The organism is Methylobacterium aerolatum, from assembly GCF_022179085.1.
Lineage (GTDB): Bacteria > Pseudomonadota > Alphaproteobacteria > Rhizobiales > Beijerinckiaceae > Methylobacterium > Methylobacterium aerolatum.
Genome location: NZ_BPQE01000029.1, coordinates 1 through 18,357, shown reverse-complemented (window position 1 = coordinate 18,357; position 18,357 = coordinate 1). Strand labels below are relative to the sequence as shown.

14 protein-coding genes and 1 pseudogene are annotated in these 18,357 nt (G+C 71.7%); 12 read left to right on the top strand and 3 right to left on the bottom strand.

The window, feature by feature from the left end; translation table 11 throughout:
- Positions 1–43: 43 nt before the first annotated feature.
- Both MFF06_RS18885 and MFF06_RS18880 read left to right on the top strand, forming a co-directional pair.
- Complete coding sequence (locus MFF06_RS18885) at positions 44–247, top strand: CsbD family protein (protein WP_238204013.1); 204 nt, start codon at positions 44–46, stop codon at positions 245–247.
- A 180-nt stretch (positions 248–427) separates the two neighbouring features.
- A complete protein-coding gene (locus MFF06_RS18880) occupies positions 428–2,125 on the top strand; it encodes a LysM peptidoglycan-binding domain-containing protein (protein WP_238206828.1) in 1,698 nt (565 codons plus the stop codon).
- A gap of 12 nt (positions 2,126–2,137) precedes the next feature.
- Here MFF06_RS18880 and MFF06_RS18875 read toward each other — a convergent pair whose 3' ends face one another.
- On the bottom strand, positions 2,138–3,037 hold the full coding sequence (locus tag MFF06_RS18875) for a LysR family transcriptional regulator (RefSeq protein WP_238206826.1): 900 nt from the start codon (positions 3,035–3,037) through the stop codon (positions 2,138–2,140).
- Between the two features lie 154 nt (positions 3,038–3,191).
- Here MFF06_RS18875 and MFF06_RS18870 point away from each other — a divergent pair, with 154 nt between their 5' ends.
- Positions 3,192–4,502: a dicarboxylate/amino acid:cation symporter gene (locus MFF06_RS18870; RefSeq protein ID WP_238206824.1), complete on the top strand. Its 1,311-nt coding sequence runs from the start codon at positions 3,192–3,194 to the stop codon at positions 4,500–4,502.
- A gap of 20 nt (positions 4,503–4,522) precedes the next feature.
- On the opposite strand, the gene bhcR is transcribed toward MFF06_RS18870, so the two are convergent.
- Positions 4,523–5,365: an HTH-type transcriptional regulator BhcR gene (gene bhcR, locus MFF06_RS18865; RefSeq protein ID WP_238206822.1), complete on the bottom strand. Its 843-nt coding sequence runs from the start codon at positions 5,363–5,365 to the stop codon at positions 4,523–4,525.
- Positions 5,366–5,554: 189 nt separating this feature from the next.
- Here bhcR and bhcA point away from each other — a divergent pair, with 189 nt between their 5' ends.
- The 4 genes from bhcA to bhcD all read left to right on the top strand — a co-directional run bounded on the left by bhcA (position 5,555) and on the right by bhcD (position 10,095).
- Positions 5,555–6,745, top strand: coding sequence for an L-aspartate--glyoxylate aminotransferase BhcA (gene bhcA / locus MFF06_RS18860; protein ID WP_238206821.1), 1,191 nt, complete (start codon positions 5,555–5,557; stop codon positions 6,743–6,745).
- A gap of 11 nt (positions 6,746–6,756) precedes the next feature.
- The gene (gene bhcB, locus MFF06_RS18855; RefSeq protein WP_238206819.1) at positions 6,757–7,728 is read left to right on the top strand and encodes a beta-hydroxyaspartate dehydratase BhcB; all 972 of its coding nucleotides are present in this window, start codon (positions 6,757–6,759) and stop codon (positions 7,726–7,728) included.
- A gap of 24 nt (positions 7,729–7,752) precedes the next feature.
- Entirely contained in the window at positions 7,753–8,937 is a 1,185-nt protein-coding gene (bhcC, locus tag MFF06_RS18850; RefSeq protein ID WP_238206817.1) for a 3-hydroxy-D-aspartate aldolase BhcC, read from the top strand.
- Between the two features lie 192 nt (positions 8,938–9,129).
- Positions 9,130–10,095, top strand: a complete 966-nt coding sequence (gene bhcD, locus MFF06_RS18845) for an iminosuccinate reductase BhcD (protein WP_238206815.1) — start codon at positions 9,130–9,132, stop codon at positions 10,093–10,095.
- A 110-nt stretch (positions 10,096–10,205) separates the two neighbouring features.
- On the opposite strand, the gene MFF06_RS18840 is transcribed toward bhcD, so the two are convergent.
- Positions 10,206–11,564, bottom strand: coding sequence for an 8-oxoguanine deaminase (locus MFF06_RS18840; protein WP_238206813.1), 1,359 nt, complete (start codon positions 11,562–11,564; stop codon positions 10,206–10,208).
- Positions 11,565–12,004: 440 nt separating this feature from the next.
- On the opposite strand from MFF06_RS18840, the gene MFF06_RS18835 reads away from it, so the two are divergent.
- From MFF06_RS18835 to MFF06_RS18815, 5 genes and pseudogenes are all read left to right on the top strand, one after another.
- Complete coding sequence (locus MFF06_RS18835) at positions 12,005–13,411, top strand: nucleobase:cation symporter-2 family protein (protein ID WP_238206811.1); 1,407 nt, start codon at positions 12,005–12,007, stop codon at positions 13,409–13,411.
- Between the two features lie 11 nt (positions 13,412–13,422).
- Positions 13,423–16,275, top strand: a complete 2,853-nt coding sequence (locus MFF06_RS18830) for a xanthine dehydrogenase family protein molybdopterin-binding subunit (RefSeq protein WP_238206809.1) — start codon at positions 13,423–13,425, stop codon at positions 16,273–16,275.
- Positions 16,272–16,817, top strand: coding sequence for a (2Fe-2S)-binding protein (locus MFF06_RS18825; RefSeq protein ID WP_238206799.1), 546 nt, complete (start codon positions 16,272–16,274; stop codon positions 16,815–16,817). Before MFF06_RS18830 ends, MFF06_RS18825 begins: the two co-directional genes overlap by 4 nt.
- An 8-nt stretch (positions 16,818–16,825) precedes the next feature.
- Positions 16,826–18,145 carry a cytochrome c gene (locus MFF06_RS18820; RefSeq protein WP_238206797.1) on the top strand — a complete coding sequence of 440 codons (1,320 nt, stop codon included), beginning with the start codon at positions 16,826–16,828 and terminating at the stop codon, positions 18,143–18,145.
- A gap of 29 nt (positions 18,146–18,174) precedes the next feature.
- A pseudogene (locus tag MFF06_RS18815) lies at positions 18,175–18,357 on the top strand (hypothetical protein); the annotation flags it as partial.

Below are 18,357 nucleotides of genomic sequence, written 5' to 3'. Positions count from 1 at the left end.
CGGCCGGAGCCTCCGGCCCCCACAGCACACAGGAGCGCACACGATGAGCAGCACCACCGACAAGCTCAAGGGTCTGGCCAACGAGGCCGTCGGCAACGTCAAGCAGGCGGTGGGCAACGCCACCGGCAACGACAAGCTCGTGGCCGAGGGCAAGGCCCAGGAACTGAAGGGCGAGACCCAGAAGACCGTCGGCGACGTCAAGGACGGCGCCAAGAACATCGCCGACAAGATCACCGGCAAGCACTGACGCCGGGGCCGGCGCCGGCTGGATCGCGTCCGTCGCACCGTGACTCCCGGGCGATGCGACGCGATCCGGGCCGGACCGGCACCGCCCCCCGAGGCCGCGGCCGCCACCCGGTGAACGCTGCGGCCCGCCGACGGATCGGCCTCGCCGATCCCCTCCACGCCATCAGGGGATCCGCACGCCATGTCGACCGGCCCGCGCCGCATTCTCGTCACCGCCCTGCTCTCGCTCCTCGTCGGCCTCGGGGTCCTGAGGGCCCTGTTCGGCGGACGACGCTCCCAGAGCCGCCCCCTGCACACCGTGGAGGACCCCGTGCGGCTCCCGCATCCAACACCCGGCCGGCGCCGCAGACTTGCGGCCGGTCTCCTCCTCGGCCTGCTCCTGATCGGGATCGCCGGCATCGCCTACGTGCGCCGCGACGCCCTGTTCGGGCCCGCGCCGCGCCCGGCCGACGGCGGCTCGCCCCTGGCGATCCTCTCCGATCCCGAAGCCGGCCCGCGCTCCGGAACCGGTTCGTCCCCCACGCGGACGCCCACGCCGCCGCCCGAGGCCGGGCCGAGGCCGGGAGCGCAGGCGTTGGGCGAGCCCCACGCGGCCCGCGAGCCGAACCGGCAGGCCGCCGCTCCGGCGCCGCCCGCGCTCGCTCCGTTCCCCCCGGCCGTTCCCCCCGTGACCGCGCCGAGCTTCGATGTCGTGCGCGTCGATCCCACCGGCGATGCCGTGGTCGCCGGGCGGGCTGCCCCGAATTCCACCGTCGCGTTGCTCGTCGACGGCAAGCCCGTGGCGAGCGCGAAGGCCGACGCCGACGGCTGGTTCACCCTCCCGCCGCTGACGCTGCCCACGGGCAGCAGCGAGGTCGGCCTGCGCGCGACGGATGCCCAGGGCGCCGAGCACCGCTCGTCCGCCACGGTCGCCGTGGTGGTGTCGCCGTCCCGGGACGCGAAGCCGCTGATCGCCGTCACCACCCCCGACAGGCCGACCGTGGTCCTGTCCCAGCCGGATCGTCCGGCCACTGGCGGCCCGGTCGCGTCCGGGCCGGCCGCCGCGCCCCCCCGGCCGACGCGAGGCGGCGGTTCCGCCGAGGCCGATGCGTCGGGCCGCGGTGACGGCGCCTCGCCCGCGGGGGAGGGAGCCCCGGCGACCGGCTCGCAGGCCGACGCGGACGCCCGGAGCCGCGACGGGACGGATCGCGCCACCCGGACGGACCGGCCCGACGCCGCGACGGCGCCCAAGATCGTCAGCATCGATGCCCAGGAGGGTGGTCGGCTGTTTGTGACCGCGCGGGGAGCGCCGGGCGCCGACCTGCGGCTCTACCTCAACGACACGCTGATCGCCCCCGCCACCGTGGGGCGCGACGGCACCGTGACCTTCACCATCGGACAGGGCGTCAAGCCGGGCGCCTACACCGTGCGCCTCGACCTCGTGGATCCCGCCACCGGCAAGGTGCGCGACCGGGCCGAGGTGCCGTTCCAGGCGCCCGTCCCCGGCCGCGACGACGGGGTGGAGTACGCCGCCGGCCCGCAGGATCCGCGGGGCGACGCCGGCGGGTCGCAGGCCCGGCGCGACGATCCGGCGGAGCGGCCCCGGCCGCCGAGCAGCACCGGCAGCCTCGCCGCCAACTCCGCGCCCGGCCCGGCGAAGAACGCCTCCGAAGTCTACGTCCCCGGCATCGAGACGGCGCGCATCGTCCGGGGCGACAGCCTGTGGAGGATCAGCCGGCGCGCCTACGGCGAGGGTGTGCGCTACACCCTGATCTACGATGCGAACCAGGATCAGATCCGCGATCCCGACCTGATCTATCCCGGGCAGGTCTTCGTGCTGCCGGGCAAGCCGGCCCAAGAGCCCGACGCTGAGGCGGGCGCAGGCGGCCGCCGCGAGTGAGGCGGGCACGCCTCACCGGGCCGCCGCCCCGCGCACCGTCTCGACGAAGGTGGCGATGAGCGGTTCCGTCGTCTTAGTCCACAGGGCGTGGACGTCGGCCTGGATCCGGGGGCCGCGCACCGGGCGGTAGACCACGTCGGCATGGGCGAGGCGGGCCACGCTCTCGGGGATGATGGCGATGCCGAGACCCGCCGCCACGAGGCTCGTGAGCGAGGCCGCCTCCACCACTTGGTAGGCGATGCGCGGCTCGAACCCGGCCTCGACGCAGCATTGCCAGAGGTGCTTGGCGAACAGGGAATCCACCAAGCGGAAAAAGACGAAGGTCTCCTCCGCGAGGTCGGCCAGGGCGATCGGCCCGCCCGCGAGCCGGTGATCCGTCCCGCGCACCTTCGGGTGCCCCCTGGGCAGCACGAGGCTGACGCCCTCCCGCCAGGCCAGCGCGCGGGCGAGGTCGGGATCCGGCGGCGGGCAGCGTAGCAGGCTCACGTCGGTCCGGCCCTCCTTCAGCATCGCGATCTGCCGGTCCGGGGCCATCTCGTGAAGGTGCAGTTCGACCTCGGGGTAACCCCGCGCGAAATCCTTGATCGCGGGGCCGAGGGGACCCGCGAGCATGGAGCCCGTCAGGCCGACGTTGAGGATGCCCGCCGTGCCGGAGCCGATCGCCCGGGCGCGGTCCACCGCCTCGCCCGCCTTCTCCAGGATGGCGAGGGCCTGGGCCTGGAAATCCATGCCCGCCTTCGTCAGAGCGACGCGGCGGGTCGTGCGCGCGAAGAGCGGGGTTCCGATCTCGGCCTCGAGATCTCGGATCTGCTGGCTGAGCGGCGGCTGCGCGACGCCGAGGCTCTCCGCGGCGGCGGTGAAGCTGAGGTGCTTCGCGACGGCCGCGAAGTAGCGCAGATGGCGGAGCTCCATGCCGCATCTGAGACATGCAACGTCTCAAACGCAATCAAAAAAATATTTGACGTCTCAATATCGCAGCACGATTGTGCCGAACGCGGCCATTCGGTCTCGCCGTCCTGCACGATTCCACTCATGACCGACCGTGCATAGCCGAGGAGTGGGTACGATGAAGCGGTTCGTCTCGTCGCTGTTCGGGCAGGTGGTCGCCGCCCTGATCCTCGGGGTGATCGTGGGCGTGGTCTGGCCCGGCTTCGCGGTGACCCTCAAGCCCCTCGGGGACGCCTTCATCAAGCTCATCAAGATGGCGATCGCGCCCCTCGTCTTCGGCGTCGTCGTGCACGGCATCGTCGGGGCCGGGGACCTGCGGAAGGTCGGCCGCGTCGGCCTGAAGTCGCTCATCTACTTCGAGGGGGTGACGACGATCGCCCTGGTGCTCGGCCTCGTCCTCGCCTACGTCGCCGCCCCCGGCCACGGCATGAACGTCGATGTCGCCTCCCTCGATGCCAAGGCGATCGCCGGCTACACGGACAAGGTCGGGCAGGTGACGGGCACCGTCGACTTCCTGATGAAGCTCGTGCCGACGACCTTCGTCGACGCCTTCGCCAAGGGCGACATCCTCCAAGTGCTCATCCTCGCGATCCTGTTCGGCTCGGGCCTCGCGCTCCTCGGCGAACGCGGCAAGCCGCTGGCGGACAGCCTGGAGCGCATCACCGAGGTGCTGTTCAAGGTCATCGGCTTCATCGTGAAGCTCGCGCCGCTGGGGGTTCTCGGCGCGGTGGCGTTCACGGTGGGCAAGTACGGCGTCGGATCGCTCGCCCAGCTCGGCAAGCTGGTGGCCCTGTTCTACGTCGGCGTCGCCATCTTCGTGCTGGTTGTGCTCGGCGGCATCATGCGGATGGCGGGCTTCAGCATCGTCAAGCTCCTGGCCTACCTGCGCGAGGAGCTGACGGTCGTGGCGGGCACCGCCTCCTCCGACAGCGTGCTGCCGCAGGTGATGCGCAAGCTGGAGCGCCTCGGCATCAAGGACTCGACCGTCGGCCTCGTGATCCCGACGGGCTATTCCTTCAACCTCGACGCCTTCTCCCTGTACCTCACCCTCGCCACGGTCTTCATCGCCCAGGCGACCAACACCGAGCTGTCCTTCGGGCACCTGATGCTGATCCTCGGCATCGCGCTGCTCACCTCGAAGGGGGCGCACGGCGTCCCGGGCTCGGCCATCGTCGTGCTGGCGGCGACCCTGTCGGCGGTGCCGGAGATTCCGGTGATCGGACTGGTGCTGGTCCTGTCGGTGGACTGGTTCATCGGCATCGCCCGGGCGCTGGGCAACCTGATCGGCAACTGCGTGGCCACGGTGGTGATCGCCGCCTGGGAGGGCGACATCGACCGGGCGCAGGCCCACCGCGTGCTGAACGGCGAGGTGACGACCGACACGGCCGAGATCCTCGACGCGCCGGTCGCCCAACCCCGGATCGCCTGACCCTCCCCGCCGCGGGGCGGCTACGCCGACCTCCGCGGCGCTCCGTCGTCGTCCAGCTCCGCGCCGAGCAGGCGCGAGACGGTGGCCGCGCCCCTGCGCACGCGCTCGCCGATGGCCTCCAGCGTGTCGTCGGTGAGGCGATGCGTCGGGCCCGAGACCGAGATCCCGGCGATGGCCTCGCCGTGGAAGTTCAGGATCGGCGCCGCGACGCAGCGCATCCCGATGGTCCGCTCCTCGTCGTCGATGGCGTAGCCCCGGCGGCGCGTCGCCGCGATGTCCTCGCGCAACGCCGCCAGGGAGCCGATGGTCTTGTCCGTGAAGCGCTGGAAGGCCCGGTCCCGGAACAGGCGCTCGGTCCGGTCCGGCGGGTAGGTGCCGAGCAGCGCCTTGCCGATGCCCGAGGCGTGCAAGGGCGACAGGGAGCCCGGCGGGAAGAAGGCGCGGATCGTCTCGTGGGTCTCGACCTGGCTGACGAAGAGGACGCTGCCCTCCTTCTCGACGCCGAGATTGGAGGTCTCGCCCGTCTCCTGCATCAGGGTCCAGAGCGTCGGGCGGCTGCGCTCGACCACGTTGTGGCGGCGCAGGAAGGCCGAGCCGAGCCGGTAGGCCTCCGCCCCCACATGCCATTCCTGCGTGTCGGGGCTGATCTCCACGAAGGCCCGCCGCTCCAGCGTCGCGAGCACCCGGTGCATCGTCGCCACCGACTGGTCCAGCCGGCCCGCCAGTTCCGACAGGGTCAGCCCGTCGCCCCCCGCCAGGACGTCCAGCACGTCGAGCGCCCGGTCGAGGGCCTGGATCGTCGAGGCCGGTTTGGCCCCGGCGAATCCCTTGGGACGGCCACGCCGCCGATGCCCGGTCTCCATCCCGTCCTCCTGCGCAGGGACCCTCGACACCTGCGTAGGGTGAAAAAATTTTTCGTTCAACGGAAAAAGGCAAGACATTCCAGAAACACGGTTTTTCGAGCGGCGAAGCGGAATGAAAAAGATTTTCAAGAAAATATCATTGTGGGAATGGTGGTGCTATCCTTCAGCTATTGGAGGAGAACGCCCCCGATGTTCGCGCAAAATCCCGTTTTCATCCCCGGCCCGACCAACATGCCGGAAGTGCTTCGCCGGGCGTCCGACATGCCGACGCTCGATCATCGCTCGCCGCATTTCGCGCAGATCTTGCACCCGGCGCTGTCCGGCGTGAAGAAGATCCTGAAGAGCGAGACGGCCGAGGTCTTCATCTTTCCCTCCACCGCCACGGGCGGGTGGGAGACGGCGCTCTCCAACACGCTCGGCGTGGGCGACGGCGTGCTCGCCGCCCGGCACGGGATGTTCAGCCACCGCTGGATCGACATGGCCCGCCGCCACGGGCTCGACGTCCGGGTGATCGAGGCGCCCTGGGGCGAGGGCGCGCCGGTGGACCGGTTCGCCGAGGCGCTCGCGGCCGACAAGGCCCACCGCATCAAGGCCGTGCTCGTCACCCACAACGAGACCGCGACGGGCGTCCGCTCGGATGTCGCCGCCGTGCGCCGGGCGCTCGACGCCAGCGGCCACCCGGCGCTCCTCCTCGTCGATGGCGTCAGCTCCATCGCCTCCATGGATTTCCGCATGGACGAGTGGGGCGTCGATGTCGCCGTCACCGGCTCGCAGAAGGGCTTCATGCTCCCCGCCGGACTCGCGATCACGGCGTTCTCGCCGAAGGCCATGGCGGCGACGGCGGCCGCCACCCTGCCGCGGACCTATTTCGACGTCCGCGACATGGCGAAGGGCTACCCGACCGGCGCCTATCCCTACACGCCCTCGGTCGGCCTCCTGAACGGCCTGAAGCTCTCGACGGAGCTGCTCCTGGCGGAGGGCCTGGAGACCGTCTTCGCCCGGCACCGCCGCATCGCCGACGGCATCCGCGCGGCGGTGGCGGCCTGGGGCCTTGAGCTCTGCGCCGCCCGGCCCGACCTCTACTCCGACACGGTGAGCGCCATCCGCACGCCGGAGGGCTTCGACGCCACGCGGATCGTCACCCGCGCCGCCCAGCACTACGACGTCGCCTTCGGCGTCGGCCTCGGGGAGGTGGCGGGCAAGGTCTTCCGCATCGGCCATCTCGGCAGCCTCACGGACGTGATGGCGCTCGCCGGCCTCGCGGCGGCGGAGATGGCGATGGCCGATTGCGGTCTGCGCATCGAGCTCGGCTCCGGCGTCGCGGCGGCGCAGGCGGTGTACCGGGGCGCGGCCGCCTCGGACCTGCGCGCGGCGGCGTGAGGGAGGGGACGATGACCACGCCCACCCTCGCCCCCGCCTCGCCGCCCACCCTGGACGACGTGCTGGCCGCCCACGAGCGCATCCGCCCGCACATCCACGAGACCCCGGTCCTGACCTCCCGGTTCATCGACGGGGCGGCGGGCGCCTCGCTGTTCTTCAAGTGCGAGAACCTGCAGAAGGCCGGGGCCTTCAAGGCGCGGGGCGCTTCGAACGCGGTCTTCAGCCTCACCGAGGCGCAGGCGGCGCGGGGCGTGGCGACCCACTCCTCCGGCAACCACGGCACCTGCCTGTCCTACGCGGCGGGTCGCCGGGGCATTCCCTGCACGGTGGTGATGCCGCGCACCGCCCCCCAGGCCAAGAAGGACGCCGTGCGCGGCTACGGCGGCCGGGTAGTGGAATGCGAGCCCTCCACCACCTCCCGCGAGGCGGTGTTCGCGGAGGTCGTGGCGGAGACCGGCGCCGAATTCGTCCACCCCTACAACGACCCTCGGGTGATCGCGGGGCAGGCGACCTGCGCCCGGGAACTCATCGCGCAGGTCGAGGGCCTCGACGCGGTGATCGCCCCGATCGGCGGAGGCGGCATGGTCTCGGGCACCTGCCTGACACTCTCCGCCCTGGCGCCGGGCATCCGCATCTACGCCGCCGAGCCGGAGCAGGCGGACGACGCCCACCGCAGCCTGAAGGCCGGCCGCATCATCGCCGACGATGCGCCGGTGACGGTGGCGGACGGCCTGAAGGTGCCGCTGAAGGACCTGACGTGGCACTTCGTGAGCCGCCACGTCACGGACATCCTCACCGTCTCCGAGGCCGAGATCGTCGCGGCGATGCAGCTCATCTGGAAGCGGCTGAAGATCGTCATGGAGCCGTCGAGCGCCGTGCCGCTCGCCGCCATCCTCAGGAACCCCCACGTCTTCGCGGGCCAGCGCGTCGGCGTGATCATCACCGGCGGCAACGTCGATCTCGACAAGATGCCCTGGCAATAGCTGGCAGCAGAAGGAGCGACCACGATGCACCCCTTGGCCCGGACTACCGAGCGTTTCGCCCGGACTACCGAGCTTGAAGTCGGCTACGACGTCCCTGCGCTGCCCGGCATGCGCGAGGACGAGATCCAGACGCCCTGCCTGATCCTCGATCTCGACGCGCTGGAGAGCAACATCCGCAAGATGGGCGACTACGCCAGGGCGCACGGGATGCGCCACCGCGCCCACGGCAAGATGCACAAATCCGTCGACGTGCTGAAGCTCCAGCAGGAGCTCGGCGGCGCCTGCGGCGTGTGCTGCCAGAAGGTCTCGGAGGCGGAAGTCTTCGCCCGCGCCGGGATCACCGACATCCTCGTCTCCAACCAAGTGCGCGACCCGGCCAAGATCGACCGGCTGGCGCGGCTCCCGCGCTACGGCGCGCGCATCATCGTCTGCCTCGACGACGTGGCGAACGTGGCCGACCTCTCGGCGGCCGCGCAGAAGCACGGCACGCAGCTCGACTGCTTCGTCGAGATCGATTGCGGGGCCGGGCGCTGCGGCGTGAAGACCACGCCCGACGTGGTCGCCATCGCCAAGGCGGTCGCGGCGGCGCCGAACCTGCGCTTTGCCGGCATCCAGGCCTACCAGGGCGCCATGCAGCACATCGACGGCTTCGAGGAGCGCCGCGCCAAGCTCGACGCCGCCATCGCCCAGGTCCGCGACGCGGTCGAGGGGCTGACCCGCGAGGGGCTGAAGCCGGAACTCGTGAGCGGCGGCGGCACCGGCAGCTACTATTTCGAGACCGAGTCGGGCCTCTACAACGAGCTGCAATGCGGCAGCTACGCCTTCATGGACGCGGATTACGGGCGCATCCTCGACCGGGACGGCAAGCGCATCGACGCGGGCGAGTGGAAGAACGCCCTGTTCATCCTCACCAGCGTCATGAGCCATGCCAAGGCCGACAAGGCGATCTGCGACGCGGGCCTCAAGGCGCAGTCGGTCGATTCCGGCCTGCCTTTCATCTACGGGCGCGAGGACGTCAAATACATCAAGTGCTCGGACGAGCACGGCGTCATCGAGGATCCGCAGGGCAGGCTCAAGGTCAACGACAAGTTGCGCCTCGTCCCCGGCCATTGCGACCCGACCTGCAACGTCCACGACTGGTATGTCGGCGTGCGCAACGGCCAGGTCGAGACCCTGTGGCCGGTCTCGGCCCGCGGCAAGGCGTATTGATCCCGAGGGTTTCCGAAGGGACTTCAGTCCCTTCGGTGGGGTGTCGGGGGAAACCCCGACGAACCGGTCGCTTGCCCCCGGAAGGGGGCAGGAGACCGGTCTTGCAGGGTTCCGCCCTGCACCCGCAACAGGGACCCGGTCCCTTTTGAAGCCCATGACGTCCCCGATCCACGAACCGAGGGTCCAGTCCCCATGATCATCGTTCCCGAGAAGGCCATCGACGGGCTCGTCACCCTGGAGGATTGCGTCGCGGCGGTCGAAAAGGTCTTCGCCTCCATGGCCAAGCGCAGCGCCCGGAACTTTCCGGTGGTGCGCGAGGCCCTCGGCCATGCCGACGCCCTTTACGGCTTCAAGTCCGGGTTCGACCGGGAGAGCTTGGCGCTCGGCCTCAAGGCCGGCGGCTTCTGGCCCGGCAACATGGGCAAGGGCCTGACCAACCACCAATCGAGCGTGTTCCTGTTCGATGCCGACACGGGCCGCTGCCGGGCGGTGGTGGGGGGCAACCTCCTGACGGCGCTCCGCACGGCGGCGGCCTCCGCCATCTCGATCCGGCACCTCGCCCGGTCGGACGCGCGGGTGCTCGGCATGATCGGCGCGGGGCACCAATCGGCCTTCCAGCTCCGCGCCGCCCTGGCGCAGCGGCCCTTCGAGCGCGTCGTCGCCTGGAATCTGCACCCCGGCATGTTCGGCCGGATGGAGGCGGTGGCGCGGGAGCACGGCGTGCCCTTCGAGGCGGTGGACCTCGACCGGCTCGGCACTGAGGCCGACGTGATCGTGACGATCACCTCCTCCTTCGACCCGATCCTGAAGGCGTCCCAGGTCCGCCCCGGCACGCACCTCGCCTGCATGGGCACGGACACCAAGGGCAAGCAGGAGGTGGAGGCCGATATTCTCGCCAAGGCCACGGTCTTCACCGACGAGGTGGCGCAGTCCGTGAGCATCGGCGAGGCGCAGCACGCCATCGCCCGCGGGCTGATCGCCGAGGGCGCCATCGTGGAGATCGGCGCCGTCATCAACGGCGACCATCCCGGCCGGACCTCGGACGGGGAAATCACCCTGTTCGACGGCACCGGCGTCGGCCTGCAGGATCTGGCCGTCGCCTCGGCGGCGGTGGACCTCGCCGTGGCCAAGGGGCTGGCGGTCGAGGTGGAGTTTTAGAGGTTACACCGTCATTGCGAGCGTCAGCGAAGCCATCCAGGGAAGCAGGACCTCTCCGGACGTGGCGCTGCTGGATTGCTTCGCTTCGCTCGCAATGACGGCGGCGCCTGCTACGCCTCCCCCCGCACCAGGGCCGCCGCGAGCGCATTGTGCCGGGCGGCCAGCGCCGTCGTGTCGAGGGTCGTCAGCCGGCCCTCGCGCACCACGATTCTACCGTCGATGATGCTCCAGGCGACCTTCTGCGGCGCGCAGAAGGTGAGGGCGGCGACGGGGTCGTGCAGGGCGCCGGCCATCTCCAGGCCGCGCAGGTCGAAGGCCACGATGTCGGCGGCCATGCCGGGCGCGAGGGCGCCGATGTCGTCGCGGTTCAGCACCTTCGCGCCGCCGAGGGTGCCGATCTCCAGCGCCTCCCGGGCCGTCATGGCGGCGGGGCCGAAGCCGACGCGGGCGAGCAGCATGGCCTGGCGCGCCTCGCCCAGCATGTGCGAGCCGTCGTTCGAGGCCGAGCCGTCGACGCCGAGCCCGACGGAGACGCCCTCGCAGCGCATCCGCCGGATCGGCGCGATGCCCGAGGCGAGCCGCATGTTGGAGCAGGGGCAGTGGGCGACGCCGGTGCCGGTGCGGCCGAACAGGGCGATGCCCGCCTCGTCGAGCTTGACGCAGTGGGCGTGCCACACGTCCGGCCCGGTCCAGCCGAGGTCGGCGGCGTAGTCGGCCGGCGTCATGCCGAACTTCTCGAGGCTGTAGGCGACGTCGTTGTCGTTCTCGGCGAGGTGGGTGTGGAGCGAGACGCCGTGCCGCCGGGCCAGGATCGCCGCATCGCGCATCAGCTCGCGGCTCACCGAGAAGGGCGAGCACGGCGCCACCACGATCCGCCGCATCGAGAAGCGCGACGGGTCGTGCCAGCGCGCGATCAGCCGCTCGGTGTCCTTCAGGATCGCCGCCTCGTCCTCGACCACCGAGTCCGGGGGCAGGCCGCCCGCGCTCTCGCCGACGCTCATCGCGCCCCGCGCCGCGTGGAAGCGCATCCCGATCTCCTCGGCGCCCTCGATGGAATCGTCCAGGCGGCAGCCGTTCGGGTAGATGTAGAGGTGGTCGCTCGACGTGGTGCAGCCCGACAGGATCAGTTCCGCCATGGCCGTCTGCGTCGAGACGCGGACCATCTCGGGCGTCAGCCGCGCCCAGATGGGGTAGAGGGCCTTCAGCCAGCCGAACAGCTCGGCATCCTGCGCGGCGGGCACCGCGCGGGTCAGGGTCTGGTACATGTGGTGGTGGGTGTTCACGAGGCCCGGCATCACCGCGTGGCCGCGCATGTCGAGCACCGTGTCGGCCGTGGTCGGCACCTCGGCGGCAGGGCCGACCGCGACGATGCGGTTGTCCTCGACGTAGACCGCGCCGCCGGGGATCTCCCGGCGCGCCGCATCCATCGTCACCAGGATGTCGGCGTTCGTCAGTAGCAGGGATGTCATCGCATCTCTCCGGGCGCGCCCCAGGGCAGCGCCGGACAGGCCGCGCCGCCCCCCCCACGGCCAGATGCCGCCCGTCTGGCGGCAGGAACGCCGTGCCGGGCGCACCGTCTCGGGGGCCGTCAGCACCCCTAGCATAGGCCAAGCCGACGCCCGCCGACCTTGGCGAATTTTCGCAAACTGCTTCCGAAATTCGCGCATGGCTTTCAGCGCCAGCCATGCAAAGTTCGAGAGCCAGCCAAGTCGGCGGCGCATGACCGGAAGGCGGCCCGCGACGGCCGGCCCTCCCGCGGAGGCGAGGCGCCGCTCCTCCCCCCGAGACTGGCACCCACCCGCATCGGACGGCCCGGACCCGGAAGAGGCCCGGCTGCCGGTGGCGGATCCCTGACGACACCATCACGGGACGACGCCTCACAAGGTCCCGGCTGGCGGAGGACACGCCCGTGGCACACACACCCCAGACGGCTCAGGACACGCATCTTCCCGGGGCGGATGCGGTCGATGCGATCCCGCCCCTGCCGAAGCTCCTCGCCTACGGCATGCAGCACGTGCTCGTGATGAGCGCGGGGGCCGTGGCGCCGCCGCTCATCCTCGGCGCGGCGATGAACCTGCCCGCCGAGACCGTGGCCTATCTCATCAACTGCGACCTGCTCGTGACGGGCCTCGCGATCCTGATCCAGTCGCTGGGCTTCGGCCCCTTCGGCGTCCGCCTGCCGGTGATCATGGGCGTCAGCTTCGCGGCGGTCGGCCCGATGGTGGCGATGGCCCAGGATCCGACGATCGGCCTGCCAGGCATCTTCGGCGCCACGATCGGCGCCGGGATCTTCGGGCTGCTGCTGCGCCCCTTCTTCTCCAAGCTCGCCGGCTTCTTCCCGCCCCTCGTCACCGGGACCGTCATCCTGATCATCGGCGTCACGCTCCTGCCGGTGGGGATCAACTGGGCGGGCGGCGGCTTCGGTGCCCCGGATTTCGGCGCGCCGGTCCATCTCGGCGTCGCGGCCTTCGTGCTGGCGGTGATCCTGGTGGTCAGCCGCTTCGCCACGGGGTTCCTCGCCAACGTCGCGGTGCTGATCGGCCTCGTGGCAGGCCTGTGCCTCGCGTGGCCGCTGGGCCTGTTCCGCCTCGACGGGCTGGCCGAGCGCCCGCTCGTCGCCCTCGTCACGCCCTTCCACTTCGGCTGGCCGACCTTCCACCTCACGGCGGTGGCGGCCATGTGCATCGTGATGATGGTCACGCTGGTGGAATCGACCGGCATGTTCCTGGCCGTCGGCGACATCGTCGGCAAGCCGGTGGACAAGCGCACCCTGACCCGCGGCCTGATGGCGGACTCGCTCTCCACCCTGCTGGCGGGCTGCCTCAACACCTTCCCGCACACCTCCTTCTCCCAGAACGTCGGCCTCGTGAACATGACGCGGGTCCGCAGCCGCTACGTCACGGTCGCGGCGGGGTTCATCATCCTCGGCGTCAGCCTGCTGCCGAAGGTCGCCTTCGTGGTGGCCTCCATCCCGCCCGCGGTGCTGGGCGGCGCCGGCATCGTGATCTTCGGCATGGTCGCGGCGGCGGGGCTCAAGATCGTCGGCGGCGCCGACCTCGGCGACCGGCGCAACCAGATCGTCGTGGCGGTGAGCATCGGGCTCAGCCTCATCCCGATGGCGGCGCCGAAACTCTTCGCCGCCACGGCGCCGGACTGGGCCGGGCCGATCCTGCACAGCGGCATCACGCTGGGCGCCATCGGGGCCATCGTCCTCAACCTGCTCCTGAACTCCGACCGCCTGGGCGCCGGATCGGAGCACCACGCGGCCGACGAGGCCCCGGCCTTCCCGCACGCCGCCGCCCTGGACCGGGCCTGAGGGGACACGCCATGGCGATCCAGCACGACGCTGCCGACCCCACCCGAGCGCTCTCGCGGCGCAGCTTCCTGAAGGCCGGCACGGCGGCGGGCATCGCCGTGAAGGTCTCCGTCCTGGCGCCCCCGGCCCAGGCCCGGCTCATGGAGGCGAGCCCCTCGGACGGCCCGGCCTGGGCCGCCCCCGGGCGCCCCCGCTACCGCCTCGACGCCGTCGCCAAGGTGACGGGCTCCAAGACCTTCTCGCGGGATTACCGCGCGAAGGACCTCCCCGGCTGGCCGGACCGTCAGGCCCACGCCCTGCTGATCGCCGCGACCTGCGCCGACCGCCGGTTCACCGGCCTCGACCTCTCGCGCCTGCCCGCCTCCCTCCAGCCGGACCGCATCGTGCGGCACGAGGATCTGGTGGCGGACGGGGTGGCCGTGCCCCATGCCGACTTCTTCGGCGACTGGTTCCTCGTGCCTCAGGGCGAGACGCCCCGCCTCCTCGGGCAACCGGTGGCGATCCTGATCTTCTACGATTTCCCCCGATTCGCCGCGGCCAAGCGCGCGCTGCGCTTCGCGGACGACGTGGTGCGGTTCGGCGAGGCGACGGGTGCGAAGCCCCCCGCCCATTACGGCGCCTCGCGCTGGGTGCGGATCGAGGGCGAGACCCCGGACGCGCCCGACCGCTTCTCGCCCTACGAGCACTCGCCGATCTTCGCGGGCTTTTCCGGCGACAAGCCCGCTTGGCCCGCCCCCGGCCAGGAGGGCGCCTTCCCCAAGGGCATGGCGGCGGCCGCCGCCATCGCCGCCGAGATCGACGGCGCGGGGGAGGACGCCCTCGTGATGCGCCGGACCTACCGGTCGCAATCGACGGACGCCTCGGCCATGGAGGCCGACAACGGCAACGTCTGGTACGATCCGGCGACCGGCATCCTGCACCTGATGATGGCGACGCAGTCGCCCTACGATGTGGCCGAGGCCGCCGCCGGCCTCGTCGCCAAATCCCGCTTCCCCCTCAAGGAGGTGGACCTCAAGGTCGGCTACACCGTCGGCTACGGGACGAAGGACCACCACATCTTCCCGTTCCTCTGCGTCGTCGCCGCGCTCTACGCGGACGGGCGGCCGGTGCGCCTCGCCAACGACCGGTTCGAGCAGTTCCAGAACGGCCTGAAGCGCCACGCCTTCCACATGGACACCGCCCTGCTCGTCGACCGGGCAAGCGGGCGCTTCCGGGCCATGACGGGGCGCTATGCCTGCGACGGGGGAGGGCGTCCGAACTACTCGGTGGCGGTCTCCTTCGTCGGCGCCACCGCCGCGCAGTCGATCTACTACCTGCCCAAGAGCGACTTCCAGGCCATCGCACTCGCCTCCCGGGCCGTCGAGGCCGGATCGACGAGGGGCTTCGGCACGCTGCAAACGATGTCCGCCACCGAGATGCTGGTGGACGAGGCCGCCGCGCTCTTGCGGATCGACGCCATCGAGCTCCGCCTGCGCAACGTGATGCGCACCGGCCAGCGCAACAGCCAGGGCGCCGTCCCGGCCGGGGCCCTGCGCAACGAGGAGATCCTGCACAAGGCCGCCGCCCATCCGCTCTGGCGGGAGCGCGTGGCGCGGAAGGTGGCCTACGAGGCCGCCCATCCCGGCCGCCGCTACGGCGTCGGCTTCGCCCAGGTCCACAAGGATTACGGCACCGGCGCCGAGGCGGCGGTCGCCTCCCTCGAACTCGATGCGCAGGGCCGCCTGCGCCTGCGCCACGTCGCCCACGAGATGGGGCCCGGCGTCACCACCTCCCAGGCGGCGATGGTCGGCGAGATCCTCGGCCGGGTGCCGTCGGAGACCGAGTTCGGCGTGGTGCGCTGGCCCGAGATGCCCCTGCACACCACCGACCAGCCCTACACCACGCCCCAGGCCGAGGAGGACCGCCGGGCGCAGGATCCCCGCTGGACCCCGCGCTTCACCTCGCCGATGAGCGCGACGAACTCGGCCTACTACCTCGGCCACGCCACCCGCACGGCGGCGCGGTTCCTGGCCGACCACGCGATCTGGCCCGCCGCGCGCTCCCTCTGGGCGCGGGGTGGGAAGGGCGGCGCGCTCGCCTCGTACAACGAGATCACCCGCGACGGCCTGCGCCTCGCGGACGGAGAGGTGCGCGGCGGCGGGCTCCCCGCCCTGTCGCTGGCCGAGGTCGCCGCCGAGGCCCACCGGCTCGGCTTGGCCGTGGGCGTGACCCTCCACACCTTCAACCGCTGGCAATGGGCGGAGGCCGAGTTCGACCTGCCCGGCACGGGGCGGACGCGGCTGCCCATCGACGCCCTGTCGCTGCGCTACGGCGCGGGGGCCGCCCCGGAGCGCCGCGCCCTGATGGACACGGCGGGCTGGCACTTCCTGCCCCGGACGGCGGCCTTCTATCCGCCGACCCAGCGCAACAACGTCGGCACCACCTACTACTCGCCGATGGCGACGCTGGCGGAGGTCGCCGTCGACACCGCCAGCGGCGAGGTGACGATCCTCTCCCACCACTCGATCCTCGAATGCGGCCGCCAGATCGTGCCCGCCCTGGTCTCGGGGCAGGTGCAGGGCGGGCTCGCCATGGGGATCGGCCACGCCCTCAAGGAGGTGTTGCCCCTCTACGAGGACGGCCCCGGCGACGGCACCTGGAACTGGAACCGCTACGAGCTGCCCCGCGCCAGGGACGTCGCTCCCTGGAACCAGACGGTGGAGATCCTGCCGCCGCTCTCCGAGACCGACCCGCCCAAGGGCATCGCGGAGGTGGTGATGATTGCCGTCGTCCCGGCCCTCGCCAACGCCGTGGCCCACGCCATCGGCCATCGCTTCCACGACCTTCCCATCCGGCCCGAGCGTATCCGCGAGGCACTGGCATGAGCGCCGCCATCGAAATCCGCGACCTGACGCTGCGCGTGAACGGCGAGCCGGTCGGCCCCATCCCCGTGCCCGTGGGCACGAGCCTCCTCGACGTCCTGCACGAATGGCTGGGCCTCACCGGCAGCCGGATGGGTTGCGGCCAGGGCATCTGCCACGCCTGCACCGTGATGCTGGACGAGGAGACGGGACCGCGCGAGATGCGCACCTGCATCACCGGCGCCCACTGGTTCGAGGGCAAGAGCATCCGCACGGTGGAGGGCCATGCCCGCACGGAACCGGACGGGACCGTGGTGCTCTCGCCCGTGCAGCAGGCCTTCGTCGAGAACTTCGCCTTCCAGTGCGGCTACTGCACGCCGGGCTTCGTGACCGGGGCGAGCGTGCTCATCGAAACGCTGAAGCGCAAGCCCGTCCGCCGGGACGAGGTCGAGCGCGTCGTCACCGACGCCCTGGACCCGCACATCTGCCGCTGCACCGGCTACGTCCGCTATCACCAAGCCGTGCGCGATCTCGTGCTGGCGACCCCTGGCCTCACCATCGCCTGAGACGCGCCATGGCCTTCCTCCCCCTCTCGACGCCGGCCCGGCGCATCGGGGCCCTGCTCGCCGCGACGGGCCTCGTGGCCGCCGGACTCCTCGCCTCGGGCGTGCTCGAACGCAGCGCCGTGGCGCGGGACGTCGAGACGCCGCTGACCCCCGAGGCGATGAAGGCCCTGGCGCCCCAGGGCGCCAAGGTGGCAGCGGCGGCCGATTGCTTCGCCTGTCACACGGCGCGGGGCGGCGCCCCCTGGGCGGGCGGCCTGCCGCTGGAGACGCCCTTCGGCATCATCCACGCCACCAACATCTCCCCGAGCGCGGAGGGGATCGGCGGCTGGAGCCGGGCCGCGTTCCACCGCGCGATCCGGGACGGGATCGCGCCGGGCGGACGGCACCTCTACCCGGCCATGCCCTACACCTCGTATCGCGGCCTCTCGCCGGAGGACGTGGACGCGCTCTACGCCTACCTGATGACCCGCCCGCCCGTGGCGGTGGCGAACAAGGCGAACACGCTGCCCTTCCCCTTCGACCAGCGCTGGACCCTCGCCGCCTGGAATTTCTTGAACCTGCCGGCCGAAGTGGCCGAACCCGATCCCGCCCGCTCTCCCCTGTGGAACCGGGGGCGCTACGTGGCGGAGGCGCTGGGCCATTGCGGCGAGTGCCATACCCCCCGCAACGCCCTCCAGGCGATGCGGTCCGGCGCGGCCCTCCAGGGGGCGGTGATCGAGGGGATCGAGGCGCCGGACATCACGCCCTCGGGCCTGCGCCGGATGGGGTTCGAGCCGCACGGCCTCGCGCGCTTCATGGCCAAGGGCCTCTCGCCCCAGGGCGGGGCCACGCACCAGATGTTCGACGTGGTGCATTTCTCGACGCAGCACATGGACGCGGCGGACCTCGCCGCCCTCTCGGCCTACCTCTTCGACCGCGACGCCCTGCCGGCCGAGCCGGAGACGCCGCCCGCGCCGGCGCCGGCCGCCGTCCCGCAGGCCGTCTCGCTGCGCGCCAGGGCAACCTATGCCGGGCTCTGCGCCGGGTGCCACGGGCAGGCCGGGGAGGGCATCCCCCACGTCTCGGTGCCCCTGCGGACCAACACGGCGATGCGGGTCGCGAATCCGGGCGGCCTCCTGCGGGCGATCCTCGTGGGGCTCCCCGCGCAGCGCTTCCCCGGACACGAGCGGATGGAGGCCATGCCGCCCTTCGCCGCCCTGATCGACGACGCGGCGCTGGCCGACCTCGCGACCTGGATGCGGGCGGAGTGGGGCGGGCAGGACAAGGCCGTCACGCCGGAGGCGGTGGCGCGCCAGCGCGAGGGGTTGCGGGCCGACGCTTCGCACTGAAGGCGGCTTCACGGGGAACGGGGGCGGACATGATCAAGGCTTGTCGGATCGCGGCCGCGTTGCTGCCGCTCGGGATGGCGGGCGCGGCGGACGCCAAGGAACTCGGGACGGCCTCCTCGGCGCCGGTGGCGCCCGAGGCGACCACCGTGGTGGAGAGCGGCCCGTTCTTCCTCTTCTCGGACACGCAGGTAAGCTACCGCTACCAGTTCCCC